This is a genomic window from Aquicoccus sp. SU-CL01552, from assembly GCF_040365005.1.
In the GTDB taxonomy this organism is placed as follows: Bacteria; Pseudomonadota; Alphaproteobacteria; order Rhodobacterales; family Rhodobacteraceae; genus Antarcticimicrobium.
The window spans coordinates 1-22128 of record NZ_BAABWV010000010.1 but is presented as its reverse complement, the minus strand read 5'-3'; the positions used below and the strand labels follow the sequence as shown (position 1 = coordinate 22128).

Below are 22128 nucleotides of genomic sequence, written 5' to 3'. Positions count from 1 at the left end.
CAGGAACCCCCCCGAATGACCAAACCGCTTCTCGATGCGCTCGCCGCACGTGGATATGACACGTTGACCGATGTACAAACGGCGGTCACCGCTGCCGAATACGCGCAGTCCGACCTGCTGGTATCGGCGCAGACGGGGTCGGGCAAGACCGTGGGATTCGGGCTCGCCATCGCGCCCACCCTGCTGGGAGAGGCTGACATCCTGCCGCGCGCCGCCGCGCCACTGGCGCTGGTGGTGGCACCCACGCGGGAACTGGCCCTGCAGGTGCAACGCGAACTGGCCTGGCTGTACGAAAAGACGCAGGCGCAGGTCGTGTCCTGCATCGGCGGCATGGATCCGCGCAGCGAACGCCGCACGCTGGATCGTGGCGCGCATATCGTCGTGGGCACGCCGGGGCGGTTGCGCGACCATATCGAACGCGGGGCGCTGGACCTGTCGTCCCTGCGGGCGGTGGTGCTGGACGAAGCGGACGAAATGCTGGACCTGGGATTTCGCGAAGATCTTGAATTCATGCTGGGCGCGGCGCCGTCGGATCGGCGTACCCTGTTGTTCTCGGCCACAGTCTCCAAGCCGATCGCGGACCTGGCCACCAATTACCAGCGCGACGCCGTTCGCATCACCACGCTGACCGGCGGGAAACAGCATACCGACATTGAATACCGGGCGATCCAGGTCGCCCAGAAGGATGTCGAACATGCGATCATCAACCTGCTGCGGTTGCATGATGCGCAAACCGCCATCGTCTTTGCCAATACCCGTGCCGCCGTCGCGCGTCTGACCGCCCGGTTCTCCAACCGGGGATTCGCGGTTGTCTCGATTTCCGGTGAGCTGAGCCAGGACGAACGCAGCCATGCGCTTCAGGCGTTGCGGGACGGTCGGGCCCGGGTCTGTGTCGCGACGGATGTTGCCGCCCGGGGGATCGACCTGCCGAACCTCGAACTCGTGGTGCATGCGGATCTGCCGACCAACACCGAAGGGCTGTTGCACCGGTCCGGGCGGACCGGTCGCGCCGGGCGCAAGGGGACCGCGGCGCTGATCGTGCCCGACAAGGCCGTGCGCAAGGCGGAGCGCCTTCTCAAATGGGCGAAGATCGAGGCGACCTGGGGCTTTGCCCCCACCCCCGAGGAGATCCGCGAAAAGGACGAGGCCCGCCTGTTGGCCGACCCGGTCTGGACCGATCCCGCAACCGACGAGGAAACCGCCTTTGCCAACCGCGTGCTGGCGGGTTTTACCCCCGAGCAGATCGCCATCGCCTGTCAGCGGCTCTACCTCGGTGGGCGTTCCGCCCCGGAAGAGTTGGGCGCGCCGCCCACCCGCGCCGCAGACCGTGCGCCCCGGGTGGAGTTTGGCCCCTCCGCATGGATCAAGCTGTCGATTGGCCGGGACCGCAACGCCGAACCGCGCTGGCTGCTGCCGCTGCTGTGCCGCGCTGGGAACCTCGACAAATCGCAGATCGGCAAGATCCGGGTGTCCGACAGCGAAAGCTTCGTCGAATTGTCCGAGTCCGCGGTCGCCGGATTCTTTGACCAGCTTGGCCCCGACAACGTGCTGGAGGATGACGTGACCGCCGCCGCCGTGGACGGTGTACCGGAGGCCGCGCAAACGCGTCCGTCCTTTGACCGGGACAAGGGCAAGGGCCGGGGCAAACCACCCTTTGATCGTGACAAATCCTTTGGCAAGGGCCCCGGCAAACCGCCGCGCAAACCCAAAGGGCCGGCAGGCGACGCGCCCCGGCCAGACCGCCGGCCAGAAGAGAGGCCTGCGAAACCGGAGCATGCAAAACCGCCCCGCGCGGAGAAGCCCGCCCCCAAATCGCCGCCCCGACCTTCGGGAACTCTCGTGGTCAAGCCCGCCCGTCCAGCCGGTGCAAAGGCGGTCTGGGGCCGCCCTGGCAAAGAAGCCGGCGGCAAAGGGGCGCCGAGATCCAATGCGAAATCCGATGCAAAGCCCGGTTTCAAGGGCAAGGCGGGCAAACCCAAGGGAAAACCCGGCGAGCCGGGGCCCAAGGGCGGGGGGCATCCGCCGCGTCGCAAGGGATGAGCCTTGGCGGGGGCATCGCCAAGCCGATCGCGTTCCGCGTCTTGTACGAAATCACCCGTGTTTTGTACGAACGGTTGGGAGCGTTGATTGCTACCAGCGCCCTAGCTCTCAAACCCTGACGATTTCAGGCGCGCGGTGCGCAGGTGAAGGCGCCCGTCCTTGTCCGACCCTGCGGCATCGCGCGATTGTTCCGGCTCCACCTCTGGCGGATCGAAACCCTCTTGCGCGGTCGCGCCATCATCGCTGGGCGGCGAGGAAAAGCCGGCGCAGCAGCGAAAGCTCTTGAACGCATCGCTCATGGCATCGCCTCGGGCGTGATTCGAGCGGTGCCTTGCAGGGCGTGCCGGGCTTGCGTGACCCTTTCGCGTCCGCGCGTGGCGGCGAGAGGAAAATTGCGGATCACCTTCGCCCCTCCCCTTCCAACCATTGGCGCAGGTAGTCCCGTAACACGATGGCGTTGTTGTGATCCTCGTCCTTCGAGGCATAGAGCAGGGTGACGACATCATCCTGCGCATACCCGGCAAGTGCCCGGACCAGATCGCACCGTGTGGCGAGTTCCGCGCGGTAGCGGGTGCTGAATTCCTGCCACTGACCGGGATTGGCATGAAACCAATGCCGCAGCGCGTCGCTTGGCGCGATGTCCTTGTACCAGTCGAACAGCCGGGCGCGGTCCTTGGCCACGCCGCGCGGCCAGAGGCGGTCGACCAGGACCCGCTTGCCATCCGAGACCCGCGCCGCACGATAGATCCGCTTGATGCGGATGCGCTCGGCGGGGGTGTCGGGGACGGGCGGTCTGGTCGGCATCAGCTGTCCTGCTTGTCCGCGCCGTCCATCAGCTCCACCGCCTTCAGGGCATCCGACCCCACCGGCGCGTTGCGAATGGCGGGGAACAGGATCAACTCCTCTTTCTTCATGTGCCCCTCCAGCTCGCCGATCATCCGGCGCAATAGGTTGGCCAAACCGGCAGGAACATCCTGGACGATTTCCACCTTTTCCGACTGGGCCGCCAGTTCGGGCAACTGGGCGCGGTGTTTTGCGTGGTATTCGACTTCGATGAAGCGGATCAGATCTGCCGGATCTTCTGGGGGTGTCAGTTGCGTCATGTCAGTATCCTCCGATCAGAGCGGGGAGGTTCCGGGTTTTGCGCCCTCGGCCGCCATATGGAGCGCGCGACCCGCTCGGCGCGTTCGATGACATGCGTTGCGCCATATCGTCCCGGTCGCAGCGGTCCGGTTCCGGCGCGCAAACATGACCTGCAACTCGGCGGATGGCATCGAATCCCCAAGGATTTGAACTTCGCATCATGTTATATTCCCGCAATCGGCATTGCAAATACCCATTACAGAGGCGCGGGTCGACAAAGCCGTCACCTTCTTTGCCGACTGCGGGCTGCAGATGCTGGTGCTGATGGCCACGGGCGTTTTGGCAGCGTGAGAGAGGCGGTGGCGGCTGCAGTAGATCGGCGATGTCGCCACCACAACCGGCCGCGACCATGCTGAAATGCGCTGACCGAAACACGGTCACGGTGACACCGCGGGAACCTGCGCCCCTGCCGCAGGTCTAGGTCAGTGAGAGACCAGCACGGATTTGAGACGCATCAGGCGGCGCCTTACCGCGCGAAAACGGCGCACCAAGGCAAGGCGGAAGCCGACATAGCCAATGATGCAGACAACGAAAGACAGGAACCCCAGCAGGTTGTTCTGCGCAGTCAGGACCGCCAGGACGGCGGGTGTCACGAACAAGGGAAACATCAGCGCGGTCGCAAGCGAATTCGCCACCACCAGCCGGTGCTGTACCGGAAAATTCGCCAGGATCAGCCGCATCATGACATGGTGAAAGTGCATCCGGTCCGGCGCGTCGGTCGGGGTGCGGTTGATCCACCGACGCAGGATTGCCGCGAACGTATCCATCACCGGCCAGAACGCCGTCAGCAGAACGGCCCAGGGCGAAACCTCTGGGTTGCGGGCCATCAGCATCACCGCCAACCATGCGATCAGGTGCCCGATGGTATAGGCCCCGCCGTCGCCCAGGAACAGCCAGCCGAAAGGATAGTTCACGACAAACACGCCCAGAACGCAAAGGATGAAGGCTGCGGCGATGCTGACCAAGACGCTATCGCCGACCGAAGCGGCGATCACGCCAAGGGCGGTCGCGGACACCACGGCGATACCCATGGAAAGGCCGTTCAACCCGTCAACGAGATTGTAGGCATGGGACACACCAGCGGTCGCGAAGACTGTGAACGCGATCCCGACCGGCGCGAGCGCCACCAGATTGTCGATACCGGGCACGCCGACGGCGGAAATCCGATAGCCAGACAGCAAGATCATCATCGCGCTGCTGAGCATCGCTGCCATCAACCGGATGCGCGGGGAGGCGCCGAAGTTGAGGTCTTCCATCATGCCGGCGAGAAAGACAGGCAGGCAGGCGAAATTTGCAAGCAGCAAAAGGTCCCTGACCTCGCCAGAAGAGAGCGCCACCGAAAGAAGAAGGCCGAGCATCAAGGCGAGCCCGCCGATGCGGGGCGTCGGGCGCGCATGGGTGCTTTGGATTTCCTCGCCGGCGTGTCCGCGTGCCGTTCGCCCCAGGTGCAGCCCCCGGGTTTGAACGATGGCGAGAGAGACCCCCAGGCTCAGCAGGCCTGCAGCCATGAAATGACTGGCATCGGTCAGAAGATCCATGGTGAATACCCCGAAAAACACAAAGGCATTGATTTCAAATCGGACACATCAAACCGTCTCAACAGACGGCATGGGCGTTGCAGACGACGCCTCACGAAAATTCTTTTCGGCTCAATTTGGAACACCATGCGCCGATATGATCTCCCTAAAGAGTATTTCGGTGACACCTTAGCAACCCTTCTGGTATCAATATGATACGCAAAATGGAAATGGAATCTTATCAGGGCCAAACTTTACCCAAATCGCCGCAGGAATCTTTTTGTCTCATATTGGAATACGAAGGAATCCGGCTGACGGGGTCAGTACAGAGGGTCGGCAGAGCTACGTCAGGGGGCAGGCAATGCTGGAAGACGGGCAGCCCTGATATGGATCACGGGCTGTTCCGGGGGGCAGTCGGGGTTTTGGTTCCACGCGCCCCGGGTCCGTCCCCCCTCACGCGGTCACTTCGGCGGCATGGTCGGTTTGCGGACGATACGCGTCAGCCGCGGCGTGGCCGCAGGATCCTGCGATAATGCGGGGACGGCTTTTTCATGGGAGGATGAAACCTCCCGCGCATGGCGGAAGGATTTGGGATGACCCATGCGCTGACCGGACATGGCTTGTCCGCAAACCAGGACGCGGGCCTTCTCTTGGCGCCCCGTGTGCCGATGTGATACCTTGGGGATGGCTGCTCGCCCCCGGGTGTGGCCGTGGATGAGGTGCGATCAGATACCCGGGTGGCCGCGCCGGAGTTGCGCAGCCTGTCCGTCACAATGACCGCTCAGCCTCCCAGTCGGTGCGCGGCGGTGCTCAGCGCGTGCCACAGTGACAGCGCGAGGGATCGCATCCCGACCACGGCCAGTCGATCCTCGGTGCGGCGCACCAGAAAGACGGTCATATGGTGCAGCCCGGTGCGCGTGGCGCTGCCCGGCGGCAAGGCGGCTGGGTCGATGTTCACCAGCTTTTCCATCAGCGCCTCGATGGGGGCTGCCCCCGCCTGCGAGGTGATCTCGAACTCGGTGAACCCGTCGGTCTGTTCGGTGACGGAACACCCCGGCGCCTGCGATTTCACCTGTGCGGCGAAATCGGTCGCGCCCTGCCCCGGCGCTTCGATCATCCATTGATCGGGGGCCGACCAAAAGGCCGAGACCCCGTCGCCAGATACGACTCCGCCTGCCTGCGGAAGAGTCAGGCCGAAGGGTGCGGGCGCGTCTTGCCCCTTGCGCAACGTCAGCGAGGCAAGCGCAAGATCGGTGTTCTCGGTCACGCTCAGCGAGCCGAAGGTCTCATTGCGGGCGGTCTCCGCGCCAAGGGCGGTAAGCGGTGTCAGGTCAGTCACGAAGACACACTCCTTCCGGGTCGACGAAATGGGCCGGGACGACTTCGACCTCGAAGGTCTGCCCCTCCAGCGGGTTGGTCGCGGTGATCACCTCGCCCATGCGGGTGTCGCCGTTTTTCAGGTATCCAAGGGCGATATGGCTGCCCACATGCGGGGAATAGCAGGCCGAGGTCACCCAACCCTCGTCGCTCTCGAGGTTTTGCTCGGCGCCCCTGGCAAAGAGGTGACAGCCCGACGGCACCAGCCGCGCCGGATCGACCGGCTTCAGCCCGACCAGGCGGCGGGTTTCCTGCGCCAGCCCCTCGCGCCGGGACATGATCGCGCCGATCGAGTCCTTCTTGGCCGAGACCATCTTGCCCAGGCCCAGCATCTGCGCCGTGGTCTGACCGGTCAGTTCGGCCCCCGCCGCGTGGCCTTTTTCGATTCGCAGCACGCCCAGGGCCTCGGTTCCATAGGGCGTCGCCCCCAGATCCCCGCCGGCCTCCATCAACCGCGCCATCAGCGCATGACCATAGCGGGCAGGCACCGCGATCTCATAGGCCAGTTCCCCGGAGAAGGAGATCCGGAACAGCCGCGCCCGCAGCCCCCCACAGATCGTCAGATCGGCGCAGGCCATAAAGGGGAAAGCCTCGCTCGACAGGTCCTGATCATCCACGATCCGGCCAAGAAGCTCGCGCGAATTCGGCCCCGCCACTGCGATCTGCGCCCATGCGTCGGTGGTCGAGATCAACTGCACGTCCAGCTCGGGCCACAGGCACTGACGCGCGAATTCCATGTTGCGATAGACCGCGCCAGCGTTCGCCGTGGTGGTGGTGACCACATAGTGATCCTCCGCCATCCGCGCGCAGGTGCCATCGTCGTAAAGGTGGCCGTCCTCGCGCAGCATCAACCCATAGCGCACCCGCCCCACCTTGAGCGTGCCCATCATGTTGGCGTAGACCCGGTTAAGGAACTCGCCCGCATCCGCACCCTGCACATCGACCTTGCCCAGCGTCGTCACATCGCACAGGCCCACGCCCGCGCGCACCGCCTTGACCTCGCGGTCGACAGACTGACGCCAATGGGTTTCACCCGGCTGCGGAAAATACTGGGCGCGCATCCACTGCCCGACCTCGACAAAGGCCGCGCCCCGCGCCTCGGCCCAATGATGGGTCGGGGTCAGGCGGGTCGGGCGAAACTGCGGGCCGGTATCGCCCCCCCCCAGAACCGAGAGCGAAACCCCCGTGTAGGGCGGGCGAAAGATCGTCGTCCCGGTTTCGGGGATCGTCGCGCCGGTCAGTTCGGCCATCACCGCCAGCGCCGAGATGTTCGAGGTCTTGCCCTGGTCGGTCGCCATGCCCAGCGTGGTCCAGCGTTTCAGATGCTCGACCGAGCGCATGTTTTCCTTGTGCGCCAGTGCGATGTCCTTGACCGTCACGTCGTTCTGGAAATCGACCCAGGCGCGTTTCTTGCCCGGCATGTGCCAGAAAGCGGCCTGTGCCTGCGAATGGTCCTCGGCCTCCGGCAGCGCGATCTCGGGCGCGGTGAGGCCCAGGTCGGACAGCGCCGCGACCGCCGCGCGCCGCCCGTCAGCCAGCGCCATCGCGGTGCTGCCCTTGCCCATGGCCGCACCGGCGGGGATCAGACCCTTTGGGCCGTCCTCGCCGGGCACGAAGCCCAGGATATCGTCGTTCCAGACCGGCCGACCGCGATGGTGCGAGGCGAGATGGACATTGGGATTCCATCCCCCCGACACGCCAAGCGCGCCGACCTGATGCCAGCTCGCCTTGCCGCCCTGGGTGATCTCGATGGCGTTGACACCCTTGCGCCCACGCGTGCCGGTGACAGTTGCCCCCGCGAACACCTCGTAGGCCCCGAGTTTGGGTGCGTCCGTCCGCGTATCGACAACACCCAGCACCGGCACGCCCTTGGCGATCAGGTCCAGCGCGGTGCGGTGTCCGTCGTCGCCGTTGGTAAAGATCGCGACCGGATCGCCGCCCTCACGCACCGGGGCCGCCGCCCAGCGGTTGGCATAGGCCCGCATCGCCCCGGCCAGCATGATGCCCGGCCGGTCGTTGTCGGCAAAGGGGATGTGCCGCTCCAGCGCGCCGGCGGCCAGCACCGCGCGCTTGGCGGTGATCCGCCACAGGGTCTGGCGCACTTTCGTCGAGGGCGCGGGGAGGTGATCGCTCACCCGCTCGACCGCGCCATAGATGCCGTGGTCATAGACACCGAACACCGTGGTGCGCGGCAGGATCCGCACGTTGGGCAGCGCGTCCAACTCGTCGTGAACCCTGGTCACCCATTCAGAGGCGGGCGCGCCGTCCAGCGGATCGCTTTCCGACAACAGCCGACCGCCCAAGCGAAAATCCTCATCCGCAAGGATCACGCGCGCACCGGCACGCCCGGCGGTCAGGGCCGCCGCAAGTCCCGCCGCACCGCCGCCGATCACCAGCAGGTCGCAATGAAGGAAGCCTTTGTCATAGGCATCAGGATCGGGCAGCATCGACAGCGCCCCAAGCCCCGCCGCCTTGCGGATCGCCGGTTCGTAGAGCTTTTCCCAAAAGGCGCGCGGCCACATGAATGTCTTGTAGTAGAACCCGGCCGCGAAGAAGGGCGAGAGCAGATCGTTGACCGCCAAGAGATCGCGTTCGAGCGGCCCCATATGATTTTGCGAGCGGGCAGAGAGACCGCCGAACAGCTCGGCCACCGTGGCCCGCGTGTTCGGCTCGGCCCAGGCCCCGTCCCGCAGGGCGACAAGCGCGTTGGGCTCTTCCGACCCGGCAGACAGGATGCCGCGCGGGCGATGATACTTGAAGCTCCGCCCGACGAACTGCACACCGTTGGCCAGCAGGGCCGATGCCAGCGTATCGCCCGCATATCCCTTGAGTGGCTTGCCGTTGAACGTGAAGTTGAGCGGGGTGTCGCGGTCGATCAGACCGCCGGTCAACCGTGTCATTTCTCGCCTCGCTGCTTGACGTCCGTGGCCAGTTCGGCGCCCAGGATTTCATGGGTCAGGGTGTTGCGCGTGACCACCAGCCAGGACCGGTCGCCCTGTTCGTGGAACCAGAGCTCGCGGTGCACACCCGCCGGGTTGTCGCGCAAAAAGACATGGTCGCAGAACGCGCGCTCGGCGTCCGGTGCCTCCGGGTCCGGGCGATACATCAGGGCGGCATCCCCGAGATAGGTGAATTCCTGGCTGTCGCGCAGGCCGAGGAGCGGATGAGGGATCAGCATGTCTCTCTCCTCAATGCAGGTTGGGTTGGGCGCCGACGCCCTTTTCATCGATGACGTAGCCGCGTGCGAAACGGTCCATGCGATAGGCGGTCGCGGTCGGATGCGGCGTATCGGTGGCAAGCAGATGCGCAAAGGCATAGCCCGAGGCCGGTGTCGCCTTAAACCCGCCGTAGCACCAGCCCCCGTTGAAATAGAGCCCGTCGATATCGGTGCGGTCGATGATCGGCGAGCCGTCCATCGACATGTCCATGACCCCGCCCCAGCCGCGCAAAAGGCGCGCGCGCCCGATCATTGGCATCAGGGCCATGCCGCCCTCGACCACGTCCTCGACCACCGGCAGGTTGCCGCGTTGTGCATAGGAATTGTACCCGTCGATATCGCCGCCGAAGACCAGCCCGCCCTTGTCGGACTGGCTGACATAGAAATGCCCCGCGCCAAAGGTGATGACCCCTGGAATGGCCGGCTTGAGCCCCTCGGACACGAAGGCTTGGAGCACGTGGCTTTCGATTGGCAGGCGCATGCCCGCCATCGACATCACCCGCGAGGACGAGCCGGCCACCGCGACGCCGACTTTCTTGGCGCCGATGTACCCGCGCGAGGTTTCCACCCCGACCATCGCGCCATCCTCGATGCGAAAACCGGTGACCTCGCAGTTCTGGATCAGGTCGACGCCGCGCAGGTCCGCCGCGCGGGCATATCCCCAGGCCACCCCGTCGTGCCGCGCGGTACCGGCGCGTTTCTGCATCAGCCCGCCCTTGATCGGGAACCGCGCGTTGTCGAAGTTCAGGAACGGGACCATTTCGCGCAGGTCCTTGTCCGACAGCAGCGTCCCGCCCGCGCCCGAGAGATGCATCGCGTTGCCGCGTCGCCGAAAGGCATCCCGCTGGCCGTCGGAATGAAACAGGTTGATGATCGACCGCTGGCTGACCATCGAGTTGAAGTTGAGGTCCTGCTCCTGGTTCTCCCAGAGCTTCATCGCGAATTCGTAGAACGGCTGGTTGCCCGGCAGCAGGTAATTCGACCGGATGATCGTCGTGTTGCGCCCGATGTTGCCGGAGCCGAGCCAGCTTTTCTCGACCACCGCGATGTTGGTGATCCCGAATGTGCTGGCAAGGTAATAGGCGGTGGCCAGCCCATGGCCGCCGCCCCCCACGATCACGATGTCATACGCAGGTTTCGGCTCGGGATTTCGCCACAGGGGTTTCCACCCCTTGTGGCCGGTCAAAGCCTCTTTCAGCACTTTGAAGCCTGAGAATTTCATCGGATCTCTCCTTCGTCTTGGATCTGATCTTATCGGGAAGGTCTGGTCATGACTTCTTTAATTCCGCCGCATACTTCTGTAATAAGGCCATGAAACAACGCGTATCGGAGGCGCGCCCACATGCGCCGAATCGCCTTTCTCCTCGTCGATGGCTTCGCGCTTTTGTCGACCGCCGCCGCGCTCGAGCCGTTGCGTGCAGCGAACCTGTTTTCCCCGACGAAAGCCTATGAGGTGACGCTTCTGACGACCGGGGGGGCGCAGGCGACGGCCTCGATCGGCGCCCGGTTCGAGGCCCGGAATTTCCACGACGTGGCCCCGGATTTCGACATGGTGTTCGTGGTGGCCGGCGGCGATCCCGCCCGGTTCAACGACGCCGGGGTGTTTGCCTGGCTCCGTCAGGCCGACCGTGCCGGCGTGGCGCTTGGCGGCATCTCGGGCGGGGCGGTCATCCTGGCGAAAGCGGGTCTGTTGGAGGGGCGCCGCTTTACCGTCCACTGGCATCATTACGGCGATTTCGACACCCTTCCCGGCCTGTGGCTGCTGGAACGGCGGCTCTTCGTGATCGACCGGGACCGCTATACCTGTGCCGGCGGCTCGGCCCCGCTTGACATGATGCATGCGATCATTGCCCGCGACCACGGCACCCGCTTTGCGCAGCGGATCTCGGACTGGTTCATCCAGACGGAAATCCGGGGGGCCGACGCCCCGCAGCAGGCCTCGATCTCGTCGCGCTACGGGGTGTTGCCCAAGGCGGTGGCGGCGGCGCTGGACCTCATGGAATCCCATATCGCCGACCCGCTTGGCCAGGACCAGATCGCCACGCTCGTCGGGCTGTCGACCCGCCAGCTTCACCGGCAATTCGTCGCGGCACTGGGGCGTTCGATGATGGAAAGCTATCGCCGCATTCGGCTTGAAACCGCGCGCGAGTTGATCGGGGCCAGCCGCCTGCCGCTGTCCGAAGTGGCGCAGATGACCGGCTTTTCCAGCCAGACCCATTTCTCTGACGCCTACCGGCGGTTCTTCGGCGAGGCGCCGTCAGCGTCCAGACGAAAAAAGGCCCGGCAGAACGCCGGGCCATAGGGAGATCCGGGGCGGGAAACCCACCCCGGAGGGGGAGAAACCCGATCAGATGTCGAGCGTGTTGTCCTTTTCCCACCGGGAGAAATGCGAAACGAACGCGTTCCATTCCTGATGCTTCATCTTCACGTAGGAGGCCGAGAAGTCCTTGCCCAACTTGGACTTGAGTTCATCGTCCTTGTCATAGGCGCGGATCGCGTCCAGCATGTTGAGCGGCAGTTTTGGCGCATCCGTCACCGTGTGGCCCTCCGCGTACATGTCGATGTCATGGCGCTTGCCCGGATCGGCCTTTGTCGAGATGCCGGAGAGACCGGCAGCAATGATCACAGCCTGCAGCAGATAGGGATTCACCGCGCCATCCGGCAACCGCAGCTCGAACCGGCCCGGACCCGGCACGCGGACCATGTGGGTGCGGTTGTTGCCGGTCCAGGTCACCGTGTTCGGCGCCCAGGTGGCGCCCGACATGGTGCGCGGCGCATTGATCCGCTTGTAGCTGTTCACGGTCGGGTTGGTGATCGCGGCCAGCGCCTCGGCATGTTTCATGATCCCGCCAAGGAAGTAGCCACCCTGTTCGGAAAGGCCCACCTCGCCAACCTGGCCGCCGGCATCGCCGGCAAAGGCGTTGACCTTGCCGTCCAGATCCCAGACCGAAATATGCGCGTGACAGCCATTGCCGGTCAGCCCCTCGATGGGCTTGGGCATGAAGGTCGCGCGAAGCCCGTGCTTTTCGGCCACGGATTTCACCATGAACTTGAAGAACGAATGCCGGTCGGCGGTGACCAGTGCATCATCGAATTCCCAGTTCATCTCGAACTGGCCGTTCGCGTCCTCGTGGTCGTTCTGGTACGGGCCCCAGCCCAATTCCAACATGTAGTCGCAGATCTCGGCGATCACGTCGAAACGGCGCATCACCGCCTGCTGGTCGTAACAGGGCTTTTCCGCGGTATCGTAGGGGTCCGAGATCCTGTCGCCCTCGGGCGTCAGCAAGAAGAACTCGGCCTCGATGCCGGTCTTGACGCGCAGCCCGGCCTCGGCGGCCTCGGCCACCACCTTCTTCAGCACGTTGCGGGGGGCTTGATCAACCGGTGTCCCCTCCATGACGCAATCGGCGGGCACCCAGGCCACCTCGGGCTTCCACGGCAGTTGAATCACCGCATCCGGGTCCGGCACGGCCAGCATGTCGGGGTGCGCCGGGGTCATGTCGAACCAGGTGGCGAACCCGGCAAACCCCGCCCCGTCTTTCTCCATGTCCGCGATCGCGGGCGCCGGCACCAGTTTGGCGCGCTGACCACCGAACAGATCGGTATAGGAGATCATGAAATACTTGATGCCGTTGTCCTCGGCGAATTTGGCAAGTTTGCTCATCGGCTGTTTCCTGTTCCCTGTCGGAGAAAGAGGGGCGCGAAGGCCCCTCTTGGATCGTCATGTCTCAAAAGCCGGGCTTGCCCGGATACCAGTTGGTGCCGGCCAGAGGGATCTGCGCCATTGCCGCCGCTTCCATGGTCAGCGCGCAGAGATCCTCGGGTTCGAGGTTGTGCACGTGGTTGTGGCCGCAGGCCCGCGCAATGGTCTGGCATTCCAACGTCATCACGTTGAGATAATTGCGCAGGCGGCGCCCGGCGGCGATGGGGTCAAGCCGTTTCATCAGCTCGGGATCCTGCGTGGTGATCCCGGCCGGGTCGCGGCCCTCGTGCCAGTCGTCATAGGCCCCGGCGGTGGTGCCGAGTTTTTGGTACTCGTCTTCCCATTTCGGGTCGTTGTCCCCAAGCGCGACCAGCGCCGCGGTGCCGATCGAGACCGCGTCGGCGCCAAGGGCAAGGGCCTTGGCCACGTCCGCCCCGCTGCGGATGCCGCCGGAAACCACCAGCTGCACTTCGCGGTGCATCCCCAGGTCCTGAAGCGCCTGAACCGCCGGCCGGATACAGGCCAACGTCGGTTGTCCGACATGTTCGATGAACACATCCTGTGTCGCGGCGGTGCCGCCCTGCATCCCGTCCAGAACCACCACGTCGGCCCCGGCCTTGACCGCCAGCGCGGTATCGTAATAGGGCCGCGCGCCGCCGATCTTGATGTAGATCGGCTTTTCCCAGCCGGTGATCTCGCGCAGTTCGAGGATCTTGATCTCGAGGTCATCGGGACCGGTCCAGTCCGGGTGACGACAGGCCGAGCGCTGGTCGATGCCGACCGGCAGATCGCGCATCCCGGCGACCCGTTCGGTGATCTTCTGACCCAGAAGCATCCCGCCGCCGCCCGGTTTGGCGCCCTGTCCGACGACGACCTCGATCGCATCGGCGCGGCGCAGATCGTCCGGGTTCATGCCATAACGGCTGGGCAGGTATTGATAGACCAGCTTCTCGGAATGGCCGCGCTCTTCCTCGGTCATGCCGCCGTCACCGGTGGTGGTCGAGGTGCCAGCCATGGTCGCGCCCCGGCCCAGGGCCTCCTTGGCGGTTCCGGACAGCGCGCCAAAGGACATGCCGGCGATGGTGATCGGGATCTTCAACTCGATCGGTTTCTTCGCGAACCGCGTCCCGAGGGTCACCGAGGTGTCGCATTTCTCGCGGTACCCTTCGAGCGGGTAACGGCTGACCGAGGCGCCGAGAAACAGCAGGTCGTCGAAATGCGGCACCCGCCGTTTCGCCCCGCCGCCGCGAATGTCGTAGATGCCGGTATCGGCAGCACGCCGGATCTCGGAATTGATGTCGTTCGAGAACGTCCAGGACTGACGCGGCAATGTTTGATGTGGCTTGGACATGGTCCGCTCCTCAATAGGCGTCGACGTTGTCGATCTTGAAATTGTACAATTGCCGGGCCGAACCGTACCGTTTGAATTCCTCGGGCTTGGCATCTGCCCCGGCCCGCGCCAGCAGGTCCGTCAGGATCTCGATATGCTCGGGGCGCATCTCTTTCTCGATGCAGTCGGCGCCCAGCGATTTCACCGAACCGCGCACGAAGAGCCGCGCCTCATAAAGCGAGTCCCCCAGCGCATCGCCAGCATCGCCCAGCACCACCAAGTTGCCCTTTTGCGCCATGAAGGCACACATGTGGCCGATGTTGCCATGCACCACGATGTCGATCCCCTTCATCGAGATGCCGCAGCGCGACGAGGCGTTGCCCTTGATGTTCAACAGGCCGCCGTGCCCGGTGGCACCGGCGTATTGCGACGCGTCGCCCTCGATGACGACCTCGCCGGACATCATGTTCTCGGCCACGCCGGGTCCGGTCGAGCCGGTCACCCGGATCGAGGCGTCCTTGTTCATGCCAGCGCAGTAGTAGCCGGTCGATCCCTGCACGGTGACCGAGAGCGGGCCGTCGAGACCGACCGCCACGGCATGGCTGCCGCGCGGGTTGGTGATTTCAAAGGCCTCGTTGGCCTGCGACTTGGCAGCGGTTTGCAGGGTCTCGTTGACCTGGCGCAGCTCCATGGAAGACATATCCAGTGTCGGCATTTCAGCGCTCCCAGAAGTAGACGGTTGCGGGTTCCGGCTCCCAGACGCGGGCGGCGTCGATCCCCGGCAGGTCGGCAAAGGCGCGGTATTCCGAGGCAAAGGCGACGTAGTCATCGGTCTCGGCCATCACCGCCGGCTTGCAGGCAATCGGGTCGCGCACGACGCCAAAGCCGTTCTTGGTGCCGGTGACAAAGGTAAAGAACCCGTCCAGATCCTCGATGGTGCCTTCCAGCGCCTCGCGCAGCGAAGCCCCCTCCGCGATGCGCGACGAGATATAGGCGGCGCCGACCTCGGTGTCGTTTTCCGAGCGGGTGAACACGCCCTTCTTGGCCAGTTTGCGCCGCATCTGGTTGTGGTTGGACAGCGACCCATTGTGCACGAGGCATTGATCGTCGGCGGTCGAGAACGGGTGCGCGCCCATCGTGGTCACGGCGGACTCGGTGGCCATGCGGGTGTGGCCGATGCCGTGGCTTCCGCCCATGTCACGCAGACCGAAGCGCGCCGCGACATCCTTGGGAAGGCCGACCTCCTTGTAGATCTCCATCGACGCGCCGGCTCCCATGATGCGAAGCCCCTGCTCCTCGAGAAAGGCGATGGCCTCGGCCTCTTTCTCTTCCGGCAAGCTCAGAACGGCGTGGGTGTCGACCACCTTCACGCCGGCCTTGATGCCACGAGCGCGGTTCAACCCGGCCTCGAGATCCGCAAAAGCGATCTCGGGCGTATCGGACTGCAGGGTAATCTTGATGCGACCTGCATCCTCATCGCCATAGATCGCAATGCCCGCGCTGTCGGGACCACGATCGGTCATGGTGATGAGCATATCGGTCAGCATATCGCCCAGCTTCGGGCGAAGGTCGTCCTTTTTCAGGAACAGGCCAACAATGCCGCACATGAGAGGCTCTCCTTGTGACTGTGCCGAGACGCGATCTGCGTCGTCGCACCTTCATTAGCGAGAAAATGAGTTTCCCTTCAAGAAACTTTCTGTCCCGCATGGAAAACCCGACGTAGTCGGGTCGAGCTGCCCGTTTTGCAGGCGCCCCATCTCCTTTCGCGCGAAATTTGATGAAAGATTAGGCAGGCCGCGTATGGATCAACGCGCTTGCGGGTAGGTGATGATCGAAAGATAGCGCAGCGGAAGGCCCACGATCTCCTCCGGCCCGTGCGGCGCGTCCGAATCGAAGAACAGCGAGTCCCCCGGTTCGAGGAGGTACTTCTGATCCCCGTGGCGGTAATTGACGCTGCCCTCGAGGATATAGAGAAACTCGATCCCTTCATGCTGGAAGGTCTGGAAATGCGAGTTCGCATCCAGGGTGATGAGATAGGGTTCCACCACCACGCCCGAATTGTTCGACCCGATGTGCCCCAGCAGGTTGTACTGATGGCCCGCCCGCGTGCCCGCGCGGTCGATTTCGGCCCCCTCGCCGGCCTTCACATGCATGCAGCCGCGGGTTTCCTCATACCCGGAGAACAACTGGACCAGCGGCACCCGCAACGCGTGGGCCAGGGCCGAGATGGTTTTGAGCGACGGCGAGATCAGCCCGTTCTCGATCTTGGACAGCATCCCCACCGACAGCCCGGTCCGGTCGGCCAGATCGGCGCCGGTCATCCGCTGCCGCTTGCGCAGGTCACGCACCTGCCGTCCGATGGCGACCTCGAGGTTCTTTTCGCGCTGCTCCTTGACCGCATGGGGGTTCTGACGAAGCGCCGCATCATCTGTTTTCTTGACCACCTGCCGACCTGTCCTTTTCTGCTGTCGCTCATCCTCCTGCGCGCGATCCCGTCGCGCCGGGCCTGTTCTGTGCGTACCAGAGTTGACAGACCCATGCCGCGTCCGGGCGTTCCGATCTGCCAAGATCAACGTCTATTGCGAAATTGGCCCCTGGTCCATGCCGACGGTTGTTTCCGATCGCCGGGCATCCGGCTGGGTTGCGCAAGCAACTTTGAGCTGCTGGTGGCCCACACGGCCCGTCTGTGTCCCGCAGATCCGGCATTCAATCCAGACCCGATCCCCTGGCAATACCGTTTCGGGCCATGCAATCCACGGGAGCCCGACCGACGCTCTGCACCCGGTTCACGTTACCACTTCAATCCGCCGTATACCCGAGCGCGCGCGAGATTGCCTGTGCGGCGGCCACCACATGGGGTGCAAAGGCATCCAGCTCTGCTTGCTGCACCCGCGTATCGGGCCCCGAAACGCCGATGGCCCCGGCAAGATCCCCCAGCGGGCCACGGATCGCACAGGCACAAGCCGCGATGCCGCTGCGCCACTGTCCGTGCAGAACCTGCGCATAGCCCTTCTGTCGCACCTCCTCGATGTCGCGATAGAGCGCATCCATGGTGGTGACGGTGTGCCCCGTGAACGGCTGCAGCCGGTTGCGATAGCGTTCAAGATAGGCGTCGGGCTGAGTCGAGAGCATCGCCTTGCCGGTCGCCATCGTATAGGCGGGCGCCCTTTGGCCGACGCTCGTGTGGGCGCGGATATGGTGGCTGCTGTCGATCTTGTCGAGATAGACCACGTCCTCGTTTTCCAAAAGCGACAGGTGCACCGTCTCGCCGGTCAGGGCCGCGAGACGCTCCATGGCGGGGCGCGCAACCCTGGTCAGATCGAGCCGGCCGACCACCTTGCCGCCCAATTCCCAGAGTTTCGTGGTGAGCTCGTAGCCGCTGCTGTCCGGGTCCTGCCGGATGTAACCATGGGTGGAAAGCGTGGTGAGCAGGCGGTGGACGTTGCTCTTGGTCAGGTCCAGTTGCCGGGAGAGGTCGGTCACCCCGCGCGGGCCATCGCTGGCCGCCATGGCCTCGATAAGCCGCAATCCCTTTACGAAAGCCTTGTCTGTCATTTGTTCCACATTATAGAACGACAGCCCGTATTCAATACTTTTCGAAAGAACTACATCTGCCAAGACCTGACGTTCCTTGGCGACCGCTGCGGAAAGACGGCGTCACTTGAGTGATTGACAGTCCTTTATCCCGCCTCCTATGCTTAATTCCGGGTATATGTTCCATATTATAGAACACGCGCCGGGAGGGGCGCGGAGGGAGGAGGACCCCATGCAGAGCGATCTCGGCTCCATCGTCGCCCGGTTGCGCAGCGGGATGCGCATTGCCGTTCCGGTGGATTACGCTGGCGTCTCCATGGCGCTGACCCGTCCGATGATCGCGGCGGGCCTGCGCGATCTCGACCTGGTCTGCGTGCCCACCGGCGGACTTCAGGTCGACATGCTGGTGGGCGCGGGCTGCGTCCGCTCGGTCGAGACCAGCGCCGTGAGCCTTGGCGAGGCCGGGGGCGCCCCGCGCTTCAACGACGCCGTCAAGACGGGCCGCATCAAGGTCATCGACGCCACCTGCCCCGCCGTTCACGCCGGGCTTATCGCGGCACAGAAAGGGTCACCCTTCCTGCCCCTGCGCGGCCTGATCGGAACCGACGTGCTGGCAAATCGCCCCGACTGGGTCGTGATCGACAACCCCATGACCGAGGGCCGGGACCCGGTGGCCCTGATCCCGGCGATCCACCCCGACGTGGCGATCTTTCACGCCCCCCTGGCCGACCGCCACGGCAATGTCTGGATCGGCCGCCGGCGCGAGTTGGCGCCGATGGCCTATGCCGCCCAAGAGACCTTCGTAACCGTCGATCGCATCGTCGAGGGCAACCTTCTGGCCGACGAAAAGACGGCTGCCGGCGTTCTGCCCGCGCTCTACGTCAGCGCCGTGGCCGAGGCCCCGCGCGGCGCCTGGCCCTATGGGCTCTGGGGCGAATACCCCGCCGACGTGGACGAGCTGAAACGCTATGCCGCCGCCGCCCGCACGCAGGAGGGTTTCGACGCCTACATGGCCGAGACCGCGCAAGTGGGAGAACCGGCATGAGCAATATCCTGCCCCGCGAGGTCCTGATCGTCACCATCGCCCGGCTACTCGAGGGCGTGCGCCACGTCGCCGTCGGGGCCTCTTCCCCGATGCCGGCCGCGGGCGCCATGCTGCGCCGCGCGCTGGACGAGGGCACGCAGGAGGTCCGGCTGTCCATCCTCGGATCGGTCGACCACAACTTCTTTACCAACGGATCCTGCGAACTCTTCGACTGCGCCGGCCAGGGGCGGATCGACGCCTTTTTCCTCGGCGGCGGGCAGATCGACGGGCAGGCCAACGTCAACCTCGTGGGCGTCGGTGACTACCCGCAGGTCAAGGTCCGCTGGCCCGGTTCCTTCGGCTCGGCCTATCTCTATTTCACCGTGCCCCGGGTGATCCTGTTCCGCGAGGAACACAGCCCCCGCGTCATGGTCGAGAAGGTCGATTTCATCTCGGCCCCCGGCGTCTCGGACCCGGAGGTCTACCGGCCCGGCGGCCCGGTGGCGTTGCTGACCGGCAAGGGACTTTTCTCCTTCGACAAAGCGCGTCCTGGTTTCACGCTGGAAAGCACCCACCCCGGCGAAAACCTGTCCTCGATCCGGGAGGCGACGGGCTTTGCCTTCGATCACCCTGGAAGCGTGCCCGAAACCCCCGCCCCCGATGCCGCCACGCTGGCCCTGCTGCGCGGCCGCGTTCTGGACGAACTGGCCGAGACCTATCCCGCCTTCGCCGCCGATTGGCGCCGGGATCTCGCCGCCCTGTCGCAACCCGCCTGAACCGCCCCGAAACGAACCCCGGAGACGCCAATGACTGCCCCTCAAGGGTCCCTTTCCAACCTCAAGGTCATCGACGCCAGCCGCGTGCTTGGCGGGCCCTATTGCGGCCAGATCCTCGCCGATCACGGCGCCGACGTGATCAAGCTGGAACCGCCCGCAGGTGACGAGACCCGCGGCTGGGGACCGCCCTTTCTCGACGGGGCGGCAAGCTATTTCCAGGGCCTCAACCGCAATAAGCGCGGCATCGCCGTGGACCTCTCGCAGGAGGCGGGCCGCGCCCTGCTGCTGGAGCTGCTCGACAGTGCCGATGTCTTCATCGAGAACTTCAAGACCGGCACTCTGGAACGCTGGGGTCTGGGTACGGAGGAGTTGCAGGCGCGGTTCCCGCGGCTGATCCACTGCCGCGTCTCGGGCTTCGGCGCAGATGGCCCCATGGGCGGGCTGCCGGGCTATGACGCCGCGATCCAGGCGCTCTGCGGGATCATGAGCGTCAACGGCGAGAAGGATGGCACCCCCACCCGCGTGGGCCTGCCCGTCGTTGACATGGTGACCGGGCTGAATGCAGCGCTCGGCATCTGCATGGCGCTGAACGAGCGCGCGCAAAGCGGCAAGGGCCAGTTCGTCGAGACCACGCTTTACGATTGCGGCGTCTCGCTGCTGCATCCGCATCTGCCGAACTACTACCTGTCGGGCAAGGTGGCGCAGCCCACCGGCAACGCGCATCCCAACATCTGTCCCTATGACACCTATCGGACGAAGGATGCGCCGCTGTTCCTGGCCGTCGGCAACAACCGCCAGTTCGCCAAACTCTGCACCGTGCTGGACCACCCCGAGATCGCCGAGGACCCGCGCTTTGCCTCCAATTCAGACCGGCTGGCCAACGCCGATGCGTTGAAGGAGGCGCTGGAGGCCGCCATGGCGGCCCACGACTGCGCCACCCTGTCCGGGACCCTGATCAGGGGCGGTGTCCCCTGCGGCGCGGTACGCAGCATCGACGAGGTCGTCGCCGATCCCCACACCCGCCATCGCGAAATGGTGGTGGACATCGGCGACTATCGCGGCACCGGCAGCCCGATCAAGCTGTCGCGCACGCCCGTCAGCTATCGCGCTGCCCCGCCCCGCTTTGCCCAGCATACCCCCGAGGTGCTGGCCGAATACGGCCTTGCCCCGGATCGGTATCGCGAGGTGTTGCCGGGGCTGGACCCGGACAAGACGGATGAGCCTGACTGACGTGGCGACCCTGTCCACGCGCGCCACCAGGCCCCTGCGGGCAACACGAGCTAGACCTATCAGGCGGAGCGTCTGACGACCGCCGCAGTTTGAGAAAGGACCACCATGACCAAGACCCCGATCAGCCGCTTTCCGGTACCGGAGATTGCCGACCTGCCCGAGGACCTGCGCGAGCGCTTTCTTGCCGTGCAGGAGAAGGCCGGTTTCGTGCCCAATGTCTTTCTGACGCTGTCGCACCGACCCGACGAATGCCGCGCCTTCTTTGCCTATCACGACGCGCTGATGGAGAAGAAGGAGGGCCTCACCAAGGCCGAGCGCGAGATGATCGTGGTCGCCACCTCCAACGCGAACCAGTGCCAGTATTGCGTGGTGGCCCATGGCGCGATCCTGCGCGTCCGCGCCAAGGACCCGCTGATCGCCGACCAGGTGGCGGTCAACTATCGCAAGGCGGATATCACCGCGCGGCAAAAGGCCATGCTGGATTTCGCCATGAAGGTCTGTGACCGGGCCTACGAGGTCGGCGAGGAGGACATCGCGACGCTGACGGGCCACGGGTTCTCGGAAGAGGACATCTGGGACATCGGCGCGATCACCGCCTTCTTCGGCATGTCGAACCGGCTGGCCAACCTGACCAGCATGAAACCCAACCCCGAATTCTACAGCATGGGGCGCTAACAGATGGCGAAAGGCTACAAGCAGATGCTCGCAGAGGCTGACGCGCTGGTCGTTTCGGTCACCGCCGAAGAGATGGCGGGCAAGCTGGAGGACGACAGCATCGTTCTGGTCGACATCCGCGATCCGCGCGAACTGGAACGCGAGGGCATGATCCCCGGCGCCAGGCATGCGCCCCGCGGCATGCTGGAGTTCTGGATCGACCCGGAAAGCCCCTATCACAAGCCGTGGTTCGCGGAAGACAAGATCTATGTCTTCTACTGCGCCTCGGGGTGGCGCTCGCTCCTGGCCACCCGGGTCGCGCAGGAGATGGGCCTTGACGCGCAGAACCTGCGCGGCGGCTTCAGCGGCTGGAAAAAGGACGGCCACCCCACCGCCGTGAAGGAAAAGCGCAGGACTTGAGGCGGCGCAATGCCCCGGTTGGTGACACGGATATAGCCTAGTAGGATGGGGGTACGCCCCCCGCCCGGCACCGGGCGGGGGGCTTTTGATCATCCGCCTGTGCGGATCAGAACAGGAAATCGTTGGCCGACAGGTCGGAGACCGCGATCCCGTACAGCGTGAT

Annotated in this window: 21 protein-coding genes; 7 read left to right on the top strand and 14 right to left on the bottom strand. The window is 64.8% G+C overall.

All coding sequences use genetic code 11. The features are described from left to right. Nucleotides 1-15: 15 nt before the first annotated feature. Nucleotides 16-2040: a DEAD/DEAH box helicase gene (locus ABWV23_RS12385; protein WP_353348153.1), complete on the top strand. Its 2025-nt coding sequence runs from the start codon at nt 16-18 to the stop codon at nt 2038-2040. Between the two features lie 101 nt (nt 2041-2141). Here the strand turns inward: ABWV23_RS12385 and ABWV23_RS12380 are convergent, their stop codons facing one another. The 8 genes from ABWV23_RS12380 to ABWV23_RS12345 form a co-directional block, all read right to left on the bottom strand. Further along, nucleotides 2142-2339 (bottom strand): hypothetical protein, encoded by a 198-nt coding sequence (locus ABWV23_RS12380; RefSeq protein ID WP_353348151.1) that lies wholly within the window; start codon nt 2337-2339, stop codon nt 2142-2144. Between the two features lie 100 nt (nt 2340-2439). Further along, nucleotides 2440-2844 (bottom strand): DUF488 domain-containing protein, encoded by a 405-nt coding sequence (locus ABWV23_RS12375; protein ID WP_353348149.1) that lies wholly within the window; start codon nt 2842-2844, stop codon nt 2440-2442. Then, nucleotides 2844-3143 (bottom strand): hemerythrin domain-containing protein, encoded by a 300-nt coding sequence (locus tag ABWV23_RS12370; protein WP_353348147.1) that lies wholly within the window; start codon nt 3141-3143, stop codon nt 2844-2846. The genes ABWV23_RS12375 and ABWV23_RS12370 overlap by 1 nt, the downstream gene beginning before the upstream one ends. Nucleotides 3144-3605: 462 nt before the next feature. Next, entirely contained in the window at nt 3606-4721 is a 1116-nt protein-coding gene (locus ABWV23_RS12365) for an MraY family glycosyltransferase (RefSeq protein WP_353348145.1), read from the bottom strand. Between the two features lie 760 nt (nt 4722-5481). Continuing rightward, nucleotides 5482-6039: a sarcosine oxidase subunit gamma gene (locus ABWV23_RS12360; protein WP_353348143.1), complete on the bottom strand. Its 558-nt coding sequence runs from the start codon at nt 6037-6039 to the stop codon at nt 5482-5484. Continuing rightward, a complete protein-coding gene (locus ABWV23_RS12355; RefSeq protein WP_353348141.1) occupies nt 6032-8977 on the bottom strand; it encodes a sarcosine oxidase subunit alpha family protein in 2946 nt (981 codons plus the stop codon). Before ABWV23_RS12355 ends, ABWV23_RS12360 begins: the two co-directional genes overlap by 8 nt. Next, nucleotides 8974-9255, bottom strand: coding sequence for a sarcosine oxidase subunit delta (locus ABWV23_RS12350; protein ID WP_353348139.1), 282 nt, complete (start codon nt 9253-9255; stop codon nt 8974-8976). Before ABWV23_RS12350 ends, ABWV23_RS12355 begins: the two co-directional genes overlap by 4 nt. A gap of 10 nt (nt 9256-9265) precedes the next feature. Continuing rightward, entirely contained in the window at nt 9266-10516 is a 1251-nt protein-coding gene (locus ABWV23_RS12345) for a sarcosine oxidase subunit beta family protein (protein ID WP_353348137.1), read from the bottom strand. A gap of 120 nt (nt 10517-10636) precedes the next feature. Between ABWV23_RS12345 and ABWV23_RS12340 the strand changes: the two genes are divergently transcribed. Continuing rightward, entirely contained in the window at nt 10637-11596 is a 960-nt protein-coding gene (locus ABWV23_RS12340; protein ID WP_353348135.1) for a GlxA family transcriptional regulator, read from the top strand. Between the two features lie 45 nt (nt 11597-11641). Here the strand turns inward: ABWV23_RS12340 and glnT are convergent, their stop codons facing one another. From glnT to ABWV23_RS12310, 6 genes are all read right to left on the bottom strand, one after another. Further along, entirely contained in the window at nt 11642-12958 is a 1317-nt protein-coding gene (glnT, locus tag ABWV23_RS12335; protein WP_353348133.1) for a type III glutamate--ammonia ligase, read from the bottom strand. A gap of 64 nt (nt 12959-13022) precedes the next feature. Beyond that, nucleotides 13023-14348 carry an FMN-binding glutamate synthase family protein gene (locus ABWV23_RS12330; protein WP_353348131.1) on the bottom strand — a complete coding sequence of 442 codons (1326 nt, stop codon included), beginning with the start codon at nt 14346-14348 and terminating at the stop codon, nt 13023-13025. A 10-nt stretch (nt 14349-14358) separates the two neighbouring features. Next, on the bottom strand, nt 14359-15042 hold the full coding sequence (locus ABWV23_RS12325; protein ID WP_353348129.1) for a GltB/FmdC/FwdC-like GXGXG domain-containing protein: 684 nt from the start codon (nt 15040-15042) through the stop codon (nt 14359-14361). 1 nt (nt 15043) lies between these two features. After that, nucleotides 15044-15934 carry a class II glutamine amidotransferase gene (locus ABWV23_RS12320; RefSeq protein ID WP_353348127.1) on the bottom strand — a complete coding sequence of 297 codons (891 nt, stop codon included), beginning with the start codon at nt 15932-15934 and terminating at the stop codon, nt 15044-15046. Between the two features lie 198 nt (nt 15935-16132). Continuing rightward, nucleotides 16133-16771 (bottom strand): helix-turn-helix domain-containing protein, encoded by a 639-nt coding sequence (locus ABWV23_RS12315; RefSeq protein WP_353348125.1) that lies wholly within the window; start codon nt 16769-16771, stop codon nt 16133-16135. Between the two features lie 355 nt (nt 16772-17126). Next, a complete protein-coding gene (locus ABWV23_RS12310; RefSeq protein WP_353348123.1) occupies nt 17127-17882 on the bottom strand; it encodes an IclR family transcriptional regulator in 756 nt (251 codons plus the stop codon). 211 nt (nt 17883-18093) lie between these two features. On the opposite strand from ABWV23_RS12310, the gene ABWV23_RS12305 reads away from it, so the two are divergent. The 5 genes from ABWV23_RS12305 to ABWV23_RS12285 all read left to right on the top strand — a co-directional run bounded on the left by ABWV23_RS12305 (nt 18094) and on the right by ABWV23_RS12285 (nt 21965). Continuing rightward, nucleotides 18094-18906, top strand: a complete 813-nt coding sequence (locus ABWV23_RS12305; protein WP_353348121.1) for a CoA transferase subunit A — start codon at nt 18094-18096, stop codon at nt 18904-18906. Next, nucleotides 18903-19661: a CoA-transferase gene (locus ABWV23_RS12300; protein ID WP_353348119.1), complete on the top strand. Its 759-nt coding sequence runs from the start codon at nt 18903-18905 to the stop codon at nt 19659-19661. Before ABWV23_RS12305 ends, ABWV23_RS12300 begins: the two co-directional genes overlap by 4 nt. 30 nt (nt 19662-19691) lie before the next feature. Next, nucleotides 19692-20891, top strand: a complete 1200-nt coding sequence (locus ABWV23_RS12295) for a CaiB/BaiF CoA transferase family protein (protein ID WP_353348117.1) — start codon at nt 19692-19694, stop codon at nt 20889-20891. Between the two features lie 105 nt (nt 20892-20996). Further along, the gene (locus ABWV23_RS12290) at nt 20997-21566 is read left to right on the top strand and encodes a peroxidase-related enzyme (RefSeq protein ID WP_353348115.1); all 570 of its coding nucleotides are present in this window, start codon (nt 20997-20999) and stop codon (nt 21564-21566) included. Between the two features lie 3 nt (nt 21567-21569). Next, nucleotides 21570-21965 (top strand): rhodanese-like domain-containing protein, encoded by a 396-nt coding sequence (locus ABWV23_RS12285; RefSeq protein WP_353348113.1) that lies wholly within the window; start codon nt 21570-21572, stop codon nt 21963-21965. Nucleotides 21966-22128 lie beyond the last annotated feature (163 nt).